The sequence below is a fragment of the Candidatus Westeberhardia cardiocondylae genome (assembly GCA_001242845.1).
In the GTDB taxonomy this organism is placed as follows: Bacteria; Pseudomonadota; Gammaproteobacteria; order Enterobacterales; family Enterobacteriaceae; genus Westeberhardia; species Westeberhardia cardiocondylae.
The window spans coordinates 466,590-488,161 of the sequence record LN774881.1; the positions used below are offsets into that span (position 1 = coordinate 466,590).

Sequence of the window (21,572 nt, forward strand, 5' to 3'; positions counted from 1 at the left end):
AATTTTTTAAATACAAAAAACAAAAGTACACGAAATTAAATTAATATTCTTCAGCTTCTATATTATAATTCTCTTAAAAACTAAAAACAAATTAAAATTCCATTATACAAACAGAAAATGATACTAACAATTTTTTAAAAACCAACTTCGAATATAAAAATTTAAAATTACCTACCAGCTTATTAACATAAAATTATATTTAAAACAAATCTTACACATAATCTCTATAACATTAAATAAAATTACTTCTTTAATAATTAAATATATATTTAATCTAAAATTTTTAAATTATGATTAGCTCAAATCTTTACAAACAAATTTTAATAAGAATGAATATAAAACACCACTTTATAAATATTCATATTCGTATATATAAAATATTTGTATAAAACTTTCTAAAATAAAATAATAATATGTCTTCGTAGTTAAAATGGATATAACAAGTTCCTCCTAAGAACTCATTGCAGGTTCAATTCCTGTCGAAGACATTATTAAACTTCAAATTTTAATTCTTCATAAAATATTATGAAATTTAATAAATATCAAACCAACAACTATTAAAAAATAATTCAATATTATTTTCAACCAAACAAATACAAAATTGTAATAACCTATTCTCATTAAAATAATTCATATAAAACATCATTATGTTCTAACTAAACAAAAATCAAAACTACAAACATAAAACCACAAAAATAAAAATTCATAATACATACTCACATAAAATAAAACACCCATGAAAATATTAAAATTTAATTTTCATACATATAATTTTCATAACTACAATATTAAATTCTAAAAATATTTTAAAATATAACTAAAATTTAGTAACATTAACTGTTTTTATCCCATTCTCCCCACTAATAAGCACAATATCAGCTTTCCGACATGAAAATAAGCCAACAGTCACAATACCTGGAATATTATTTAAAAAAACTTCTAAATCCATTGCATTTATAATATTTAAATTATGTACATCTATTATAATATTTCCATTATCTGTTATCACATTTTCACGATACACAGGATTTCCTCCTAAACGCACCAGCTCTGTTGATACTACAGAACGAGCCATAGGAATTACCTCAATAGGAAGAGGAAATTTACCCAACATTTTTACTTGTTTACTTTCATCAACAATACAAATAAACTTTTTAGCAAAAAAAGAAATAATTTTTTCTCTAGTTAAAGCAGCACCACCACCTTTTATCATTTGCATATCTTGATCAATTTCATCAGCACTATCTATATAAACTTCTAATGAATTTACATTATTTAAATCCAATAAAGGAACTCCTACCTTTCTTAATTTTATTGATGAAATTTTCGAACTAGAAATTGCTCCTTTTATTTTTCCCTTAACCAAATCTAACAACGAAATAAAATATGAAATGGTAGATCCAGTCCCAACACCAATAACATCACCAGACTTAATATACTTCAATGCTTCTAAAGAAACTATCTTTTTTAACTCATCTCGTCTCATAAAATATACTCATCTAATTTTATCTCATTAAAAAAATACAAACACAAAATCTATACTAATATCAATAAAATGCAAAAACTAAATTAAGATATTTTACAAATCAATACACCATAATATAAATTCATTCAACTTGAAAATAAAATTTTCAATTAAACATTTATTTTGTAATTTATTTTAAAATACCATTCACATAAATATAAATAACTAAACACACAAATTAAAATTTATTGATATTAAAACTTTATTCATCACAAAAATATTTTAACACAATTTAACATATCTTAACACCAATAATAAAACTACAAAATAAAACTTGTTCAAATTAATTTACAAATTAAATAAATTATCACCATAATACTTTATTAAAACTTTTTTAAAAAATGAATATCAATATTCTCACCTCTCTGAAAAAAAATATCATTTACTATTTTACAATGTAAACTAATATTAGTCTGAATACCATCAATAATTATTTCAGATAATGCATTTTTCATCCTAGCAATAGAAACTTCTCTATTTTCCCCAAAACAAATAATTTTTCCGATCATAGAATCATAATGTGGAGGAACAAAATAACCAGAATAAATATGCGATTCCCAACGTATACCAAATCCGCAAGGGGCGTGGAAACGAGTAATTTTTCCAGAACTAGGAAAAAAACTTATCGGATTTTCAGCATTAATACGACATTCTAAAGCATGACCGAATGTTCTTATTTGATCTTGTTTCACGGATAAAATTTCCCCTGAAGCAATACGCAATTGTTCTTTAATCAAGTCAATTTCAGTAATCATTTCTGTTATGGCATGTTCTACTTGTATTCTAGTATTCATCTCAATAAAAAAAAACTTGCCATCTTTATATAAAAATTCAAATGTACCAACACCGCGGTAATTAATTTCCAAACACACTTTTACACAACATTCCCCAATATAATTTCGCAATTCATTATCAATTCCAACTGCGGGAGCTTCTTCCAAAACTTTTTGATGAAATCTTTGTATAGAACAATCTCGGTCAGATAAATAAACTGCATTCCCCTTTCCATCAGATAATACTTGCACTTCGATGTGTCTAGTATTCTCTATATATTTTTCTATATACACCATATTATTATTAAATATAGAATGAGATGCCATATTTACAATATGAAACAAAGAATTTAAATCTTTTTCACTACGCACAACATAAATTCCGTTCCCCTTTCCCCCAAACACAGATTTAATAATAAAAGGATATTGTATATTCTTAGCAATATCATAAATCATACTAATATCTTTTTTATCTAAAATTTTATTAAATCCAGGAATACATGGTATACCCATATTTTTCATAACTTGAATAGCAGAAATTTTATTACTCATTAATCGTATAGTCTCTGGTTTTGGACCAATAAAAACAAAACCGGATTTCTCAACTTGCTCAGCGAAATTAGCATCTTCAGATAAAAAACCATACCCTGGATGAATAGCAACTGCCCCGGTTATTTCAGCTGCAGAAATAATAGCTGGAATGTTTAAATAACTCTTTTCTGGAGAAGGAGGACCAATACAAACGCTTTCGTCAGACAATAAAACATGCTTTAAGTTTCGATCCGCTGTAGAATATACAGCAACAGTTTTAATACCCAACTCTTTGCACGCACGCAAAATTCGTAACGCAATCTCTCCGCGATTCGCAATAACTACTTTATCTAACATGAAAAGATCCAGTTCATTTAATAACAATCAACGGTTCATCAAACTCAACTGGTTGTCCATCGTTTAAAAAAATAATTTGCACTACACCTGATTTATCTGATTGAATCCTATGCATCATCTTCATCGCTTCAATAATAAATAAAGTATCACCAACATTAACTTCCTCTCCAATTTCCACAAAAGGTTTTGAATTTGGACACGCCGCTCTGTAAAAAGTACCTACCATAGGGGATCGTATAATATGTCCATCAATATCAAAATTAGAAGAAATAGATTTCGTATTTTCCTTTAAATCTGATAAAACAGAAAACTTAGGTACAATATCCTTATTTTTTTTTGAAAGAAAATTTTTTCTTTTTCGAATTATCGAATCATAAGAATTACTTATAAAACGACTTATACGAATAGAATCTTTTCCTTGAGAAAACTCTAACTCAGAAACACTAGATTCTTCTATTAATTTAATGAGTCTTTTAATTTTACGAATATCCATAAAATGACCAAGTTTAACCTAATTAGAAGTTGATAATTTTTTAGATATCATATGTAAAGCAAAAAAATATCCATCTAATCCAAAACCACATATTACCCCAACTGCAATATCAGAAATATAAGAGTGGTGACGAAAAGATTCCCTAGAAAAAATATTAGAAATATGCACCTCAATACATGGAATATTCACTGCTAATAAAGCATCCCGAAGAGCAACACTTGTATGTGTAAAAGAAGCTGGATTAATAATAATAAAATCTATTTTATTACATATAGATTGATGAATAACATCGATTAAAATATGTTCTGCGTTAGATTGCACATGACTTAATTCAATATTCAAACTACAAGATAATTTACACAATTTATCAACAAGGCCATCTAAATTTTCGTATCCATATTTTTCTGGTTCACGAATACCAAGTAAATTTAAATTAGGACCATTAACAAGCAAAACTCGAAAAATTTTAGACATATTCTAAATACCTCAAAACTATTTCACATAATAAATACACACAAATATTCACTAAACTTAAAATCCTAATCAAATAATCAACAAATGAATGTGATAATAATTCATAAAAATAATTTTATAAATTATAAAATCTGACAAAATCAAATACCAAAACATAATTTAACATACAACAAAATTATTATAATCAAATATAATGTACTAATATAATATCGATTTAATATAAACAAATAATATTTACAATCAAAAATCAATTTATAACATATCTAAAAATTTCTGCTTTTTATAATATCATAAATTTTTTAAATTTTACTTTAAATTAATTTTATTAAAAATCAAAATTACAAATCCAAAAAACCACCCATATCTCTCATGTTAATACAATTTTATTTAAATTTAAAATAAAGCCTGAAAATTTATATAAATATCATATAAATCAATACTAAACAATACAAATGTAATTAATAAATTAACAACTTTAAAAATAAAATACAAAAACACATAAAAATTCACACTATTTATAAATTAATAAAATATTTTTTAAATAAATATCTATTATATAAAATAAATAATAAACATATATTCTCACATCTAATTTAAAGCAATCACAAATATTTTACAACAAAATCTATTCAATTTATAGTATAATAAAATATTTGTAAGTATTTTTCTGAATACCCAATAAAATCTAAAAAATTTACACAAACTTTTATACAAAATATCACATAATATTCAATAAAACATAAAATTTTGAAAACACAAACTATTTCCTAATTCATTTAAAGGATATTTTCAAAAATGTTTAAAAAAATCAGGGGAATATTTTCTAACGATTTGTCCATAGATTTAGGTACAGCGAATACCCTCATTTACGTTAAAGGAGAAGGAATTGTTTTAAATGAACCATCCGTTGTTGCTATTAGACAAGACAAAGCAGGATTTCCAAAAAATGTGGCAGCAGTAGGAACAGCAGCTAAACAAATGCTAGGAAGAACACCAGGAAACATCGCAGCAATACGACCTATGAAAGATGGTGTTATTGCCGATTTTTATATAACAGAAAAAATGTTACAATATTTTATCAAACAGGTGCATAAAAATAACTTTATGCGCCCTAGCCCTAGGGTTCTCATTTGTGTTCCAGCCGGGGCGACGCAAGTAGAAAGAAGAGCTATTAGAGAATCGGCACAAGGAGCCGGAGCAAGAGAAGTATTTCTTATTGAAGAACCAATGGCAGCCGCAATAGGATCTGGGTTACCAGTGTCAGAAGCTACCGGTTCTATGGTAATTGATATAGGAGGAGGAACTACTGAAGTTGCAGTTATTTCATTAAACGGTGTTGTATATTCTTCATCTGTCAGAATCGGAGGAGACAGATTCGATGAAGCAATTATTAATTATGTTCGAAGACATTATGGATCTCTTATTGGTGAAGCAACAGCAGAACGAATTAAACACACTATCGGCTCTGCATACTCTGACGACAAAACATATGAAATTGAAGTAAGAGGAAGAAATTTGGCAGAAGGAGTACCTAGAAGCTTCACGCTCAATTCCAAAGAAATATTAGAAGCATTACAAGAACCACTTACAGGAATTGTTAGTGCTGTAATGGTAGCATTAGAACAATCTCCTCCAGAATTAGCTTCTGATATTTCAGAAAGGGGAATAGTACTTACTGGTGGAGGTGCATTATTACGAAATATAGATCGTCTATTAATGAAAGAAACTGATATTCCAGTAGTTATTGCAGAAAACCCATTAACCTGTGTTGCTTGTGGCGGGGGAAAAGCATTAGAAATGATTGAAATACACGGAGGAGATATATTTGATGAAGAATAAACTTATATAATAAATTACAAAACTAATATTATCTAAACTTATTAACATGAATATTACTACTATTCCATAATATTAAAGTGTAACTTTATGAAAAAAATTTTTAAAAAAAAATTTCTTCCAAAATTAAAAATTTTATTAGCTATTTTATTATCCTGTTCACTTATTTTTATAGAAAAACATTCAAATGCATTAGATAAAATAAAATACTATTTAGAAAATATTATTAATCCGATTTATTACATAATTAATGTTCCATTTGAAACATTGCATCACATAATCGACGTATTTATAAAATACGATAAACTAAAATTCGAAAATTATAATTTATACAAAAAATATTTAATAAAAAATAATGAACAACTTCTTTTAGAATATTATAAAAAAGAAAATATGCAATTATCAAAATTACTAAGATTTCCTATTAAAAAAAACGAAAAAAAAATAGTTGCTAAAGTTTTGTTAAACTACTTACATATTAACAAAGACCAAATAATAATTAATAAAGGTTCAAAACATGATGTTTATTTAGGACAACCAACATTAAATGAATCAGGAATAATAGGAAAAGTTGTTGCAATTGATAAAAATATAAGCAAAATCTCACCAATTTGTAGTAAATTACATGCAATACCAGTAAAAATACTACGAAACAACATTCATGCCATACTAATTGGAAACGGCTGTGACAAAAGCTTAATTTTAAAACATATTCCAAAAAAAAATAATATAAAAATAGGAGACATATTAATAACATCAGGTTTAGACGGAAACTTCCCTAATGGATATCCAATAGCTATTATATCTTCAATATTAAAAAGCTTTAAATATCCATATTATACTTTTTTAGCAAAACCAATAGCACAATTAAAATATATAAATTACTTACTTCTGTACTGGAAAATATAAATCTTTTCTCAATTTCTACAAACAAAATAAATCTTGATAGTAAATATTTAAAAAAATTAAAATGAAACTTTACGAAAAAAAACAAAACAAATACTACATTCAATTAAAAATATGGATCTCATTCGTAATTGTAATAATACTTCAAATTACTTATTTGAAAATTCAAAATTACTTTTCAACATATAAAATATCACTCATAAATCTTTTTTTAATATATTGGTTATCAACAGAACCAAACAAAATAAATATAGGAAATAGCTTTTTAATCGGATTAATAACAGATATAATGTTTTATTCAATATTAGGAACACACGCACTATCATTCAGCATACTAAGTTATTTGATAACAGTTAAATTCCAAAATTTCAAAAAAATGCACTATATCAAACAAATAATAATAATAACATTATTATTTTTAATAACAGAATTTATCATATCTTACAACAAATTACTTTATATAAAAACTAAAACATTCAACATAAATACAATTCAATTATTAATAGAATGTATAATAAATAATATATTATGGATATGCATACAAAAAATTATGAACAAATTACATAATAAAAAATAACAAAATTAGAATAAATATTGATATAAAATTCACTTATATCCCATATAAAAAACTTTTCTTTTATATAAAAACATTTGTTTCATAAAATATCTTTTAATTCATAAAATAAAGACTGAATAATATTTAATATTATAAAACATTTATTACAAAAATAGAATAATTTATCCAAAAAAATCAAACACCTGATTAAAATTTTGTAAATTATTTCATTGTATAATTTTAAAATTAATTTCCACAAAACAAAAACTAACTAATTCTACTCAAACAAACATCAAAACTATAATAAAATATAAAAAATTTCAAACATACATATTTAATCAAAATTAAACAAATTTCTTTAAATATCTTTTATGCCTATAAAATCAATAATCATTAAATTAATATTTAATATAATATATTTAAAATTTACTAAATAATACTACACGAACAACATATACAATCAATATAACACACTCTTTAATAATCAAAATTGCAAACATAATAAAATATTAATTAATATACTTATCAAAACAAAATTCAATTGGTTCAAATAAAATAATCTTTTATACATAAATGATCTATTTATAAAACATCCATAAATAGCTCAGCACTTATTTATACGCATATTACAACTTGAAAACAAAATATCAATTAAAATAAATTGTAATAAATATTATATAAATTCAAAAATTTATGTTAACAAATATTCATATAAAATTTATGAATTTACAAAAATTTATCATTTTAACTAAAATCAATTAATTGTTTATTTCTTAACAACTGCTATAGTTAATCTAATACAAAATTAAACATTAAATATCTTTAATATTTATTCTTTATCTCTATAAAAAAATAAAATTTTAAATTTATAAAACTTTAAAACCCTAACTTACACTAATTAGCGCTAGAAAACTAAAAATTTTTCAAATACAAAATTTCTTAAAATACAAAATTAATTTAAATCACATGTTTACAAAACAATAAATCTATTACAAAAAACAATACAGTGATAGCATTATAATAAATATAAAATCTTAAAATATAAAAACCAAATTTTCATATATCACAACATTATTTAGAATAAAACAACTACAATATACTCCATCAATTATTTACTTTTCTTATTTTTCGAAATAGAGTATAGTATATTCATACAAGTTTAATAATAAAAATGAGTATTTTAAAAAAAATAAAATTTTTATTTATAATTATCCAATACAATTTAATATACATCTAAAAATAAAAAAATTTACTTTCATACACACAACAAAAATTCAAAATTATAAATTAACACTTTATGATAAAAATAAATTATCTAAAATAATAACATAATTATTCATAATAAAATCATATTACCTGTTACTTTTTATTAAAAATCATCATATTAACTAATCATGTAAATAAACAAAAACAAATAACATATAATTTATTAATATTTAGGTAAATATAATGTCTAAAATTACAAAAATTATTGGAAGAGAAATTATTGATTCTAGAGGAAACCCTACTGTGGAAGCAGAAGTACATTTAGAAAAAAATTTCATTGGTTTAGCTTCTGTTCCATCAGGAGCTTCTACCGGATCTCGTGAATCTTTAGAATTACGAGATAATGATATCTCCAGATATTTCGGAAAAGGAGTAAAAAAATCTGTTCAAATAATAAATAAAAAAATAATGAAAGCACTAAAAGGATATGATGCACAAAATCAAGATATTATAGATAAAATAATGATCGAACTTGATGGAACAGAAAAAAAAAGTAAAATTGGTGCTAATAGTATATTAGCTGTTTCATTAGCTGTAGCGAAATCTGCTTCAGCGTATAAAAACATGTATTTGTATGAACATATTGCGGAATTAAACGGAACACATAAACAATTTTCTCTACCGTTACCTATGATGAATATATTGAACGGAGGAAAACACGCCTATAATAATCTTGATATACAAGAATTTATGATACAACCAATTAGTGCTACTAATATAAAAGAAGCAATAAGAATGGGTGTAGAAATATTCCACAATCTAAAAAACATACTAATATCTCAAAAAAAACAAATTATTACAGGAGATGAAGGGGGATACGCACCTAATTTAAAATCTCATAAAGAAGCTTTATCTCTTATCAAAAAAGCAATAAAAAAATCAAATTATATACTTGGAAAAGATATAACTTTAGCGATTGATTGTGCGGCATCAGAATTCTTCGAAAAAAACACTAAAAAATATTATCTAAAAAATGAAAATCAAAAATTTACTTCAAAAGAATTTACACATTACCTAGAAAAATTAATTCAAAAATATCCAATCTTATCTATAGAAGATGGTATGCACGAATCAGATTGGGAAGGATTTTCCTACCAAACCAAAATTTTAGGAAAAAAAATTCAATTAGTAGGTGATGATTTGTTTGTAACTGATACTAAACTCCTAAAGAAAGGAATAAAAAATAATATTGCAAATTCTATATTAATCAAATTAAACCAAATTGGAACATTAACCGAAACTCTTAAAACAATAAGAACAGCAAAAAAATATGGATACACCACAATCATTTCACATAGATCTGGAGAAACAGAAGATACCAGCATAGCTGATTTATCAGTAGGAACTCAATCTGGACAAATAAAAACAGGATCACTTAGCAGATCAGAAAGAACATCAAAATACAATCAATTAATCAGAATAGAAGAACATTTAGGCGATAATGCTATTTTTAATGGATTAAAAGAAATTAAAAATCAATAAATTAAAACATGAATTTTAAATTTTCATGATTAATTTTATTTATATTATTAAAATAATATATCATTTCATGTTATCATATATAATGATAAACAACTTTTATAAATTTTTACAAAAATTTATATACTATAATTCTTAAAAAATATTTATAAATTTAATTTTTTGAAACTCATTAAAATATAATCAAAATTTTTTCTCCTATTACGAAAATAAAATTATTTTAATAACGCTCATTTTATATTTAATCAACAAATATCAAATATCTCCATATATATATAAAATATATAATTTTAAAAAATCATTAATTTAAACATAAAAATTGAATCATTTCATTGAAAAATCATATTTTTAAATAACAATACTCAATAAAATTTATAAAAAACAATAGATAATTTATTATATATAATATTAAAATATAAAGTTTTCTTTATTTTTAAATACAATTCCATTTTTAAATTACTAAATTATAGTAAAATATATAAAATAATAAAATATATAAAACTTTTAAACAAATTTTCTTTTCAATAAATATGTTAAAAAACACTATTTTATTATAAAAACTCTATATTATTTTAAAACATAAAAATTAAATAAAGTAATTTATAAAAACTAATTTATATCTTCAAAAATATACAAACAATATTTAAAATTATCGCTATTACTAATAAAATTAATATAACATAACATCAAAACAAAATTAAATTTCCAACCAAAACAAAAATTAAATAATTAATTTTAATAAAATTCTATAAAATATCTGTTAAAATTTCTAATTTATCAAAAACTAAAATATAATAAAACCTCAAATGCAATCTTACAAAAAATCAACACAATTTTATAATTCAAATATAAACAAACTTAAAAATTCACAAAAATATTTTCTCAATCTTGCATTTATATTAATGCAATATATCAAATACATAAAATTATTTAACTAATAAATTCAAAATATTTAAAAAATGATAAACAAAAAATAAAGGAGACATATAATGTTGTATAGTTGGAAATACTATATTTCTATCTATACTATAATAACGATAAATATTACAAATCCTATATATAATAATAATTATTACACATATATAAAAAAAAATGATATGACATTACCCCAAGCAAAGAAACAAATTTCTTGCATGCTAACAAAAAACAAAAAATTAAATTTTATAAAAAAATTTTTTCACAATAACAAAAAAAAAAATATTTACTTGCATTCTCATTACAATCATCTATATCAAAAAAAAAATAAAAATAATTTAATTTATTATAGTATTAATAATAAAAAAAATCATATATTCCATACAAATTTATTGTATCTTAAAAATTTTTTCACAATAACCAAAAAAAAAATATTTTTTATACTAAATGTTTTATCTAAAAAAAAAAATAAACCTCATTACAAAAACCAATCTAATACTACATCTTCATTATATTATTTAAAAAACAATAAAATTTTAATAACAAATATCATTAAAACCAATAAAATTAAAAACATTTTTCATAAAAAAAATAAAAAGATTACATTATTAACACACATACAACATAGTATAAAAAAAATAAAAATAAAAAAAGAAAATTCATTACATTCAAAAAACTCCAAAAAAAGCTCTCTAAATAATAATTACAAAAAAAGTACTATTATTAACTGGAATTGGCCAGTAAAAAATGAAAATATACCAAATTACACATCCATAAAAAATAACAAAAATAAAAGTATCGACATATCTGGAAATTTAGGACAACCAATTTTATCTGTAGCTAATGGAAAAGTAGTATATATAGGAAACGATTTAAAAGAATACGGAAATTTAATCATAATTAAACACGAAAACCACAATTATTTAAGCGTATATGCACATAATGAAAAAATATTAGTTAATGAAACAGATAGAGTCAAAACAGGACAAAAAATTGCTACTATGGGAAAAACAGAAACTAACAAAATAAAATTACATTTTTCAATGTATTATAAAGGAAAACCAATAAACCCACTACATTATTTGCGAATAAATAAATAAAAAATATACAAATAAAATATTTCATAAAACTAATTTTATAAAAACTTTCTTTAAATATTCATAAAAAAATACCCTCAATACATTTATATAATAAAAATTCATAAAACAATATCCCAAAATTATTTAAAATATTAAAAAATCAAAACCTATATCTTCAAATATTATTTTATCTAATTTTAAACAAACTAATAAAAATATTATAATAAATCAAAATTTCACATCTAATTTATTTAACAATTATTTCAAATATTTTTGAAACACATCTATACATTGAGCTTGCTGTCTTAACCAATGATCCATTAAAACAATAGCCATCATAGCCTCAACAATAGGAACAGCCCTGATTCCAACACAAGGATCGTGCCTTCCCTTAGTCACTATTTCTACTAACTTCCCTACATTATTGATAGTCCTACCCGGAATTCTAATACTAGAAGTAGGTTTAAAAGCAATATGTGCTATAATATCCTGACCACTACTTATTCCCCCCAGAATTCCTCCAGCATGATTACTCATAAAACCTTTAGAAGTAATTTCATCTCTATTTTCACTTCCATACTTACTTATTACAGAAAATCCATCACCAATCTCAACTCCTTTCACAGCATTAATACTCATAAATGCATGCGCCAAATCAGCATCCAATCTATCGAAAACAGGTTCCCCTAATCCTGGAGGAACATTTTTTGCAATAACTGTAATTTTCGCCCCCAAGGAATCTCCTGACTTTTTTAATTTACGAATTAAAACATCTAATTCTTCCAAACGATTAATATCCGGACAAAAAAAATCATTTTTTTCAATTTCATCTAAATCTTTCAACTCTAAACAAATATCTCCTATTTGTGATAAAAAACCTCGTACTTCTACACCATATTTAGATAAATATTTCTTTGCAATTGCACCAGCAGCAACACGAACAGTTGTTTCTCTTGCTGAAGATCTTCCCCCACCTCGATAATCACGATACCCATATTTACAATCATACGTATAATCTGCGTGACCAGGTCGATATACATGTTGTATCTCATTATAATCTTGGGATCGAAAATCAGTATTTTTAATTATTAAACCAATACTGGTTCCTGTAGTCAAGCCCTTAAAAGTTCCAGAAAGAATTTCCACTATATCCAACTCACGCCTCTGAGTAGTATAACGAGATTTTCCTGGTCTTCTACGATTAAGATCGTGTTGTATATCTGTTTCATCAAGAAAAATTCCTGGAGGCATTCCATCTATTACACCCCCCAAAGCAACACCGTGAGATTCTCCAAAACTAGTAACACGGAAAAATTGTCCAATACTATTACCAGCCATTCTTCCTCCAAATATACTTTAATTTTATAAAATTCCAATAAACAAAAACATAAAAAATCTAAAAAAAATAACTTCAACAAATATAAACAAACCGCGTTCCAAGAAAAACAAAATTATATAAAAAAATAAAAATTAAAATACCTTTCACAATTCATTTTATATTATTCTATCTCATTTTATGATAAAATCCATTAAAATAGTAAAAAATAAATACATATAAATTCCCGCAATTATTGTATTAAATATACAATATACATCAAATTTAATTTAAGATTCAATCGATAAACGAATTTTTTTCATAGCATTTTTTTCCAACTGTCGAACTCTTTCGGCAGAAAGACCATATTGATCAGCCAATTTTTGTAAAGTTATTTTATTTTCCCCGTTTAACCAACGAGACCGTATGATATTTTGACTACGGGGGTCCAATTTCTTCAAAGCCGTATTTAATTTATCTGAAGTATAATTATCCCAATTATTCTCTTCAATATTATTAGCAAAATCAGAAGATTTATCATACAAATACAATATCGGAGCTAGCTTTTGTCCTTCACAACATTCTTCTGAAGAAATCAAATCAAATGTCACATCTTTTTCAGTCATACGAGACTCCATTTCACGAACATCCTTACTAGTTACACCTAATTCTTTAGCAACCATGTCTATTTCCCTCTGACTAAACCAAGAAAAACGACGCTTAGTTTTTCGAAGATTAAAAAATAACTTACGTTGCGATTTAGTTGTAGCTACTTTTACTATGCGCCAATTTCGTAATATATATTCATGAATTTCAGCCTTTATCCAATGAACAGCAAAAGATACCAATCTGACCCCTACCTCTGGATTAAAACGACGAACCGCTTTCATCAAACCAATATTTCCTTCTTGGATTAAATCAGCTTGAGATAAACCATATCCAGAGTAATTTCTAGAAATATGAATAACAAAACGTAAATGCGCTAAAATTAATTTTTTCGCTGCATTTAAATCACTTTTATAATATAAACGTTCAGCCAATTTCTTTTCTTCTTGCTCTGTTAATATCGAATAATAAGTATTAACAATTTTAATATATGTACTCAAACCAGCAGAAAAAATTGGAGACAACATTTTTATACTTTTAACCATTTTTTTACCCTGCATACAAAATAACATAATAAAATATTTTATTTCATAAAATAACATTAAATTCTACACAAATTCCATCTATACAAAATAGAATTCACTTCAATATATAACTTAACATCTACAATACAATATATTTGCAAAGAAACATTTTTTTACAATACATTAATTACTCAAACCAATATCTATTTTATAAAAAACAATATACAACATCTTAAAAATTATTTTACAAAATTTGCATATAAATAATATATACAAATATTAAATACATATAAAATAAATACAACATTATTTAACTCTTATTAAAATAATATAAAATTAAATTATGATAAATACTAATTCAAAAAATTTCCATTTAAATTATGGAATCTAAATATTAATATATCCAATAACAAAACATTTAAAATACAATACCATCAAAAACATATCAAATTTATACAAACATACAAATCAAACAATGAAAATAATAATTTCATAAAATAATCATTAAATATAATTTTTATAATACTCATATTAAAAAAATAAAATCAAATACAAACATAACATACTTAACATTTACTACACATAAATTGAATTTCAAAAAAACTAACATTCAACATTTTAAAAATTTTTGTTCAAAAAACTTTAAACATCCAAAAAAACAATCTATAATTTTTATTATATTTATATTATAAAATACAAAATCATTGAACTAAAAATCAAATATTAATTTTTACAAATCTACAAGCGTATAATTTATACGTTTATCCAATAAAATTAATATTACAATTTAAACTAAATATAAAAACTACAAAATAAAATACTTATTTATATCTAATAAATACATAAAAAATAAACAAATATAAATTACGCAAATATAACAAAATAAAATTTTTCTATTTAATACAAACCAAAAATTTTTTCTTGAAAAAATATTACATAACATGATACAACATATTCAAATTAAACATCATAATTTAAACTATAAAGCTATAAATATATACTATATTCTCATTATATATAAATTTCTTATTTTTGTACAAAAATAATAAAATATTTTAAAATAAAACAAAAAATTTATTCTAAAAATTTTGTTATTTATTAAAATTAATAAAATTTCACAATAATTAAAATAAACTATAAAACTAAATAAACACAAAAAACAATTTCTAAATTTAATAAATCATCTAAAATAGAATACATCTTAAAATATACTACAAATAAATCAAAAACTATATACAATATGAAAAATCAAAAACCTTCAAAATCCCAAATTAAATGCGCTGTAATTACAGGAATTGGTATTATATCAAGCATTGGAAATAACAAAAAAGAAGTTCTACAATCTCTAAAAAAAGGAAATTCAGGGGTTGTATTATCCCAAGAACTAAAAAATTCAGGAATGCGAAGCCATATTTGGGGAAATATTAAACTTGATACAAACGGATTAATTGATAGAAGAAATTCCCGATTTATGAACAACGCTTCAATTTACACATACTTATCTATGGAAGAAGCTATCAAAGATTCAAAACTAACAACTAACATGGTTTCTAATGATAGAACCGGTTTAATTGTAGGTTCAGGAAATGGATCCCCCAAAAATCAAGCATCAAGTTCTAATAAAATGTTAACTAAAGGATTACATAGAGTAGGACCATATATGGTAACAAAAACAATGTCTTCAGGAATATCAGCATGTTTAGCAACATCATTTAAAATACGAGGAGTAAATTATTCCATTAGTTCTGCTTGTTCCACATCTGCACATTGTATAGGAAACGCTGCAGAAATGATACAATTTGGAAAACAAGACATAGTATTTGCGGGAGGAGGAGAAGAATTATGTTGGGAAATGGCTTGTGAATTTGATGCTATGGGAGCACTTTCTACACATTATAACAATTTTCCAAAAAAAGCTTCCAGAACTTACGATATAAATAGAGACGGATTTGTTATATCTGGAGGTGGAGGAATAGTAGTAATAGAAGAGCTAGAACATGCTTTATCAAGAGATGCTTATATTTACGCTAAAATCATCGGATACGGAGCAAACTCTGATGGATATAATATGGTAATACCTTCGGGGGAAGGAGCCGTTCGATGTATGAAAATGGCTACAAACAACATTAAAAAACCAATAGATTATTTAAATGTACATGGAACATCAACAAAAATTGGAGACATAAAAGAAATATGGGCTATAAAAAAAACATTTGGAAAAAAACATCCAAATTTCTCTTCAACAAAATCAATAACTGGACATTCCTTGGGTGCTTCCGGAGTTCATGAAATAATTTTTACACTACTAATGCTCAAACACAATTTTATTGCACCAAGTATCAATATAGAAAAATTAGACCCAGAAGTAAAAAATATGAACCTAATAACAAAATTCACCAAAAAAAACTTAAATATTGCTATGAGCAATAGTTTTGGATTTGGAGGAACTAACGCAAGTATTGTTGTATCTAAATACAACTAATATATTAATTTAGATACAAATCTATTGTAATATATTCAAAAAAATATAATATTTCAAAACACATTTAAATAAACAAAATTAAATTTCTCTAATACACAACATTATTATAAATTATTAATTTAATAAAAATAATACAAATAATATTCTTAAAATAAAATATTTTTAAATAAAAATTAAAAATCAAAATAACCATTCTATAAATTAGATATAAACACAAATTTACAAAAACGATTATAATCATTTCAAAATTAATATTTAATTTTTGATATAAATTCATTAACACTTTGAAATCAAACGAAATTGATTCGATATATTTACAATAAATATAAAATTTTTAAAAAATAAACATATTAAAACTATGTAAAATATAAGTTATTCTTTACATGTCAATTAAATAATTAAAATTAGACTTCAAATTATTTCTACAAAATAATTTCATAATATTATATTCCAAGAAATTTTAAAATTTCCCTTTTCTAAATTTCTTACTATATTGCATATTTAATACCATTTATTATAAAATAATATTTTTTCGTAAAACCATAATAATTTTATAAAATTAATTAAACTTAAATTAATATAATAAAACTTTGTATTCTAAAAACAAACAAAAAATTCTTATATCTAGATTTTCATCAAATATGCAAAATAATATTTAACAACTTCAGTAATAACAACACTATTGTTCTTAATTCATACATTACATAATTCAAATAATTAAAATTTACAAAATATTTAACATCTAAAAATTTCATTAACAAATATAACATATAAAAACTAATAAATTAATTAAACTTCTATATGGTTAAATTTATTTCAATTTATTCAACAAAAATTGGTTGTAAAAAATGAAAATAGCACTCAGCATAGGGTATGATGGAAGCAAATTTTTTGGTTGGCAACGTCAAAAAAATCTTTTAAGCATACAAGAAAATATTGAATATGCTTTATCAAAAATTGCAAATGAAAAAATAAAAACATCATGCGCTAGTAGAACAGATACTGGAGTACACGCAACTTCACAAATAATACACTTTAACACTAACAAAATACTTCCAATAAACGCATGGACATTAGGAGTAAATTCAAACTTAAAAAAAAATATTAATGTAAATTGGGCAAAACCAGTACAAAACAATTTTCATGCAAGATTTAGTGCGATCTCAAGAAGATACCGATACATAATTTATAATTTTCCAACTAGACCATCATTATTCAATAATGGGTTAATGCATTGCAAAAAAAAGTTAAACATTCAAAACATGAATTTTTCAGCAAAATATCTATTAGGAGAAAAAAATTTTGTTTCTTTTCGTTCTTCAAAATGTCAATCAAAAACCTCTTGGAGAAATATATACTTATTACAAATTAAAAGCATTAATAATTACATTATAATCGACATTAAAGCAAATTCATTTCTGCACCATATGGTACGAAATATTGTAGGAAGTTTCATAGAAATAGGAAAAGAAAAACAAACCAAACATTGGATACAAGAATTATTAAAAAATAAAAACAGAAAATTAGCAGGACCCACCGCTCCAGCAAAAGGATTATATTTAGTAGAAATTAAATATCCAACAAAATTTAATTTACCCATTACACCTATTGGACCATTATTTTTAACAGAATAATTTTATTCTGTTCTGTAATTATTTGATATTCAATTAATAGCTACAAATACCTAATATCCAATAAATAATTTTAATAAAATACAAATTTCTCAACAAAATAATTCAATTTATCTTTTAAAAATTTTATATTACAATAAACAAGATTTAAATTATAAAATTTTAAAATATAAACATTTGAATTTTATTCAAACAAAAAATTAATATTAAAATCACTTAATTATTAAAAATAATATTTAACACATAATTATCCAATAAATTTAATCAAAATCATTAATAAAATATATATGAATTGGATTGAACGAATCACAAAAAAAAATATTACCTCTTCGCATAAAACAAATATACCAAAAGGTATATGGGTTAAATGCGAAAATTGCAAACAAATATTATATTATGAAGAATTAAAAAAAAATTTAGAAGTATGCCCAAAATGCGACTATCATAGACAAATCAGTGCAAGATCTAGACTACATTCTTTTCTAGATATAGAAAACAATTACAAAGAAATTGGTAAAGAACTAGAACCAAAAGACATTCTAAAATTTAAAGATTCAAAAAAATATAAAGATCGATTAATAAAAGCACAAAAAAATACAAACGAAAAAGATGCGTTAATAGCTATGCAAGGAAAATTATATAAAATGCCAATAATAGCTGTTTCTTTTGAATTTGCATTTATAGGTGGTTCAATGTCTTCTGTAGTTGGAACACGTTTTGTTTACGCAATAAAAAAAGCATTACAAGAAAATTGTCCACTGGTTTGTTTTTCAGCAAGTGGAGGAGCAAGAATACAAGAATCATTATTCTCTTTAATGCAAATGGCAAAAACAAGTGCAGCTTTAAAAAAATTAAAAAAAAAACATCTACCCTACATTTCTGTATTAACCAACCCTACCATGGGCGGTGTATCCGCTAGTTTAGCTATGTTAGGAGACATAAATATTGCAGAACCTAAAGCGCTTATTGGTTTCACTGGAGCAAAAGTTATCAAACAAACAGTAAAAGAAACCCTTCCATCTGGATTTCAAAGGAGCGAATTTCTACTAAAAAAAGGTATGATTGATATTATCATTAGAAGACAAGATATGAGAAAAAGATTAGCAAATATATTAGCAAAATTAATGAATAAACCTAAACCCAATTTTTAGAATAAAATTAAAATAAATTTTAACGTAAAATTGTAATATATAATTTTTATTGAAACTAAACTAACATAAAATGTTTACTAATACTAAAAGTTCTTCGTTATCTTCCTGGATAAATCATATTAAACATTTACATCATAGAAACATGGATCTTGGATTAGAAAGAGTAAAATACGTTGCTAAAAAATTAAAATTACTACATCCATCACCATACACTATTATAGTGGGGGGAACCAACGGAAAAGGAACAACATGCCATCTTCTAGAAAGAATCCTAATTTCCAGTGGAATACGCGTAGGTGTCTATAATTCTCCACACATACTATATTATAACGAAAGAATACGAATACAAGGCAAAATATTACAAGATACTGATCTTGTTCAATCCATGAAAATTATAGAAAAACATAGACATAATATATCTTTAAGTTATTTTGAATTTAGCACCCTTTCAGCCTTACAACTATTTAAAAAATTTTCAGTAGATGTAGCAATTTTAGAAGTAGGTTTAGGAGGAAAATTAGACGCAACAAATATAATAAATTCCGACATTTCAGTAATTACAAATATTGCTCTAGATCATACAGAAATATTAGGAACTAATAGAAATAGTATTGCTAAGCAAAAATCTGGAATTTTTCGAAACAAAAAACCAGCAATTTTTGGAGAAGAAAATGTACCTAAAACATTATTTAATGAAGCCAATAAAATTGGAGCTTTATTATACGTAAAAAATAAAAATTGGTGGATAAAAATAAAAAAAAACAAAAAAAAATGGTCCTGGTGGAACAAAAATTATATTTTAACAGCTCTTCCAATACCTAAAATTCCAATAGAAAACGCTGCTACTGCATTAGCTATTGTTTCATGTTTACCATTCAATATATCAAAAAAAAACATTAAAAATGAATTACAAAAAATACAACTTCCTGGAAGATTTCAATGTATAAAAAAAAATCCATTAATAATATTAGATGCTGCGCATAATCCACATGCATCCGCTTATCTTTCTAACAATATAAAAAAAATATTAAAAAAAACTAAAAAAATAACAGTAATAGTTGGAATGTTAAAAGACAAAAATATACAAGGAACACTTGCAAATTTTAAAGGAATAGCAAAAAATTGGAATTGTGCTTCTATAAAACATGAAAGAGGCGCTACATCAGAAGAACTATCCATACATCTTAGAGGGGAAAACATAAAACAATTCAATAATGTAGTAAGCGCTTGGAACCAAGCTATAAAAGACAGTTCTAAAACAGACTGCATACTAATATTTGGTTCATTCCACACTATTTCCCCAATAATGAAATTATTACGAATAAGCACTTATCCTAAAATATAAAACTGTTTCTAAATATATTAGAACAAACAAAAAATTTTTCACAAAACATATTTTAAAAATTAAATATTCAAAAACACAATCACATAATTTATATAAAATATATTATTTTATACATAAATTACAATTAATCATATTTAATATATTAAAATATACAAAACCACCACATACAAATTTTCTAAACTATATCTAACCATGCGAAATAAAACTTATAAAACTATTTTCTAATAAACGAACTTAACAATTATTAACTTACATAATAAAAATAGTTAAATAAATCTTAATATAAAATACAAAATTTTATTTTCAAACTAAAATGTAAAAATTTTTC

The 21,572-nt window shown here is 23.7% G+C and carries 15 protein-coding genes and 1 tRNA gene; 10 read left to right on the forward strand and 6 right to left on the reverse strand.

What is annotated here, in order from left to right:
• Nucleotides 1-415: 415 nt before the first annotated feature.
• Nucleotides 416-488 (forward strand) — tRNA-Arg (locus tag WEOB_RS01840).
• Nucleotides 489-817: 329 nt separating this feature from the next.
• Here the strand turns inward: WEOB_RS01840 and rpiA are convergent.
• From rpiA to aroQ, 4 genes are all read right to left on the reverse strand, one after another.
• The gene (rpiA, locus tag WEOB_RS01845) at nt 818-1,486 is read right to left on the reverse strand and encodes a ribose-5-phosphate isomerase RpiA (RefSeq protein ID WP_281263843.1); all 669 of its coding nucleotides are present in this window, start codon (nt 1,484-1,486) and stop codon (nt 818-820) included.
• Between the two features lie 362 nt (nt 1,487-1,848).
• Nucleotides 1,849-3,186, reverse strand: a complete 1,338-nt coding sequence (gene accC, locus WEOB_RS01850) for an acetyl-CoA carboxylase biotin carboxylase subunit (RefSeq protein WP_281263844.1) — start codon at nt 3,184-3,186, stop codon at nt 1,849-1,851.
• 13 nt (nt 3,187-3,199) lie between these two features.
• A complete protein-coding gene (gene accB, locus WEOB_RS01855) occupies nt 3,200-3,679 on the reverse strand; it encodes an acetyl-CoA carboxylase biotin carboxyl carrier protein (RefSeq protein ID WP_281263845.1) in 480 nt (159 codons plus the stop codon).
• A gap of 18 nt (nt 3,680-3,697) precedes the next feature.
• Nucleotides 3,698-4,153: a type II 3-dehydroquinate dehydratase gene (aroQ, locus tag WEOB_RS01860; protein WP_281263846.1), complete on the reverse strand. Its 456-nt coding sequence runs from the start codon at nt 4,151-4,153 to the stop codon at nt 3,698-3,700.
• A 795-nt stretch (nt 4,154-4,948) separates the two neighbouring features.
• Between aroQ and WEOB_RS01865 the strand changes: the two genes are divergently transcribed.
• The 5 genes from WEOB_RS01865 (at nt 4,949) to WEOB_RS01885 (ending at nt 12,211) form a co-directional block, all read left to right on the forward strand.
• Nucleotides 4,949-5,992, forward strand: coding sequence for a rod shape-determining protein (locus WEOB_RS01865; protein ID WP_281263847.1), 1,044 nt, complete (start codon nt 4,949-4,951; stop codon nt 5,990-5,992).
• A gap of 87 nt (nt 5,993-6,079) precedes the next feature.
• The gene (gene mreC / locus WEOB_RS01870) at nt 6,080-6,898 is read left to right on the forward strand and encodes a rod shape-determining protein MreC (RefSeq protein WP_281263848.1); all 819 of its coding nucleotides are present in this window, start codon (nt 6,080-6,082) and stop codon (nt 6,896-6,898) included.
• Nucleotides 6,899-6,959: 61 nt separating this feature from the next.
• On the forward strand, nt 6,960-7,472 hold the full coding sequence (gene mreD, locus WEOB_RS01875) for a rod shape-determining protein MreD (protein WP_281263849.1): 513 nt from the start codon (nt 6,960-6,962) through the stop codon (nt 7,470-7,472).
• 1,428 nt (nt 7,473-8,900) lie between these two features.
• Entirely contained in the window at nt 8,901-10,199 is a 1,299-nt protein-coding gene (gene eno / locus WEOB_RS01880; protein ID WP_281263850.1) for a phosphopyruvate hydratase, read from the forward strand.
• Between the two features lie 1,094 nt (nt 10,200-11,293).
• The gene (locus WEOB_RS01885) at nt 11,294-12,211 is read left to right on the forward strand and encodes a peptidoglycan DD-metalloendopeptidase family protein (RefSeq protein ID WP_281263851.1); all 918 of its coding nucleotides are present in this window, start codon (nt 11,294-11,296) and stop codon (nt 12,209-12,211) included.
• A 237-nt stretch (nt 12,212-12,448) separates the two neighbouring features.
• Here the strand turns inward: WEOB_RS01885 and aroC are convergent, their stop codons facing one another.
• Together aroC and rpoH are read right to left on the reverse strand one after the other, a co-directional pair.
• Nucleotides 12,449-13,528, reverse strand: coding sequence for a chorismate synthase (gene aroC, locus WEOB_RS01890; protein ID WP_281263852.1), 1,080 nt, complete (start codon nt 13,526-13,528; stop codon nt 12,449-12,451).
• 267 nt (nt 13,529-13,795) lie between these two features.
• A complete protein-coding gene (gene rpoH / locus WEOB_RS01895) occupies nt 13,796-14,656 on the reverse strand; it encodes an RNA polymerase sigma factor RpoH (protein ID WP_281264080.1) in 861 nt (286 codons plus the stop codon).
• A 1,249-nt stretch (nt 14,657-15,905) separates the two neighbouring features.
• On the opposite strand from rpoH, the gene fabB reads away from it, so the two are divergent.
• The 4 genes from fabB to folC all read left to right on the forward strand — a co-directional run bounded on the left by fabB (nt 15,906) and on the right by folC (nt 21,244).
• Nucleotides 15,906-17,117, forward strand: a complete 1,212-nt coding sequence (fabB, locus tag WEOB_RS01900; RefSeq protein WP_281264081.1) for a beta-ketoacyl-ACP synthase I — start codon at nt 15,906-15,908, stop codon at nt 17,115-17,117.
• A gap of 848 nt (nt 17,118-17,965) precedes the next feature.
• A complete protein-coding gene (gene truA, locus WEOB_RS01905; RefSeq protein WP_281263853.1) occupies nt 17,966-18,751 on the forward strand; it encodes a tRNA pseudouridine(38-40) synthase TruA in 786 nt (261 codons plus the stop codon).
• 284 nt (nt 18,752-19,035) lie between these two features.
• Nucleotides 19,036-19,899: an acetyl-CoA carboxylase, carboxyltransferase subunit beta gene (gene accD / locus WEOB_RS01910; protein ID WP_281263854.1), complete on the forward strand. Its 864-nt coding sequence runs from the start codon at nt 19,036-19,038 to the stop codon at nt 19,897-19,899.
• Nucleotides 19,900-19,969: 70 nt separating this feature from the next.
• Nucleotides 19,970-21,244: a bifunctional tetrahydrofolate synthase/dihydrofolate synthase gene (gene folC / locus WEOB_RS01915; RefSeq protein WP_281263855.1), complete on the forward strand. Its 1,275-nt coding sequence runs from the start codon at nt 19,970-19,972 to the stop codon at nt 21,242-21,244.
• The last annotated feature ends 328 nt before the right edge of the window (nt 21,245-21,572 follow it).

Excerpts from the sequence above, each read along its gene's own strand:
- truA (WP_281263853.1), top strand. The coding sequence starts at position 17,966 with ATGAAAATAGCACTCAGCATAGGGTATGATGGAAGCAAATTTTTTGGT.
- aroC (WP_281263852.1), bottom strand. The coding sequence starts at position 13,528 with ATGGCTGGTAATAGTATTGGACAATTTTTCCGTGTTACTAGTTTTGGA.
- accB (WP_281263845.1), bottom strand. The coding sequence starts at position 3,679 with ATGGATATTCGTAAAATTAAAAGACTCATTAAATTAATAGAAGAATCT.
- mreC (WP_281263848.1), top strand. The coding sequence starts at position 6,080 with ATGAAAAAAATTTTTAAAAAAAAATTTCTTCCAAAATTAAAAATTTTA.
- WEOB_RS01885 (WP_281263851.1), top strand. The coding sequence starts at position 11,294 with ATGACATTACCCCAAGCAAAGAAACAAATTTCTTGCATGCTAACAAAA.
- rpoH (WP_281264080.1), bottom strand. The coding sequence starts at position 14,656 with ATGGTTAAAAGTATAAAAATGTTGTCTCCAATTTTTTCTGCTGGTTTG.
- rpiA (WP_281263843.1), bottom strand. The coding sequence starts at position 1,486 with ATGAGACGAGATGAGTTAAAAAAGATAGTTTCTTTAGAAGCATTGAAG.
- eno (WP_281263850.1), top strand. The coding sequence starts at position 8,901 with ATGTCTAAAATTACAAAAATTATTGGAAGAGAAATTATTGATTCTAGA.
- mreD (WP_281263849.1), top strand. The coding sequence starts at position 6,960 with ATGAAACTTTACGAAAAAAAACAAAACAAATACTACATTCAATTAAAA.
- accD (WP_281263854.1), top strand. The coding sequence starts at position 19,036 with ATGAATTGGATTGAACGAATCACAAAAAAAAATATTACCTCTTCGCAT.
- WEOB_RS01865 (WP_281263847.1), top strand. The coding sequence starts at position 4,949 with ATGTTTAAAAAAATCAGGGGAATATTTTCTAACGATTTGTCCATAGAT.
- accC (WP_281263844.1), bottom strand. The coding sequence starts at position 3,186 with ATGTTAGATAAAGTAGTTATTGCGAATCGCGGAGAGATTGCGTTACGA.
- aroQ (WP_281263846.1), bottom strand. The coding sequence starts at position 4,153 with ATGTCTAAAATTTTTCGAGTTTTGCTTGTTAATGGTCCTAATTTAAAT.
- folC (WP_281263855.1), top strand. The coding sequence starts at position 19,970 with ATGTTTACTAATACTAAAAGTTCTTCGTTATCTTCCTGGATAAATCAT.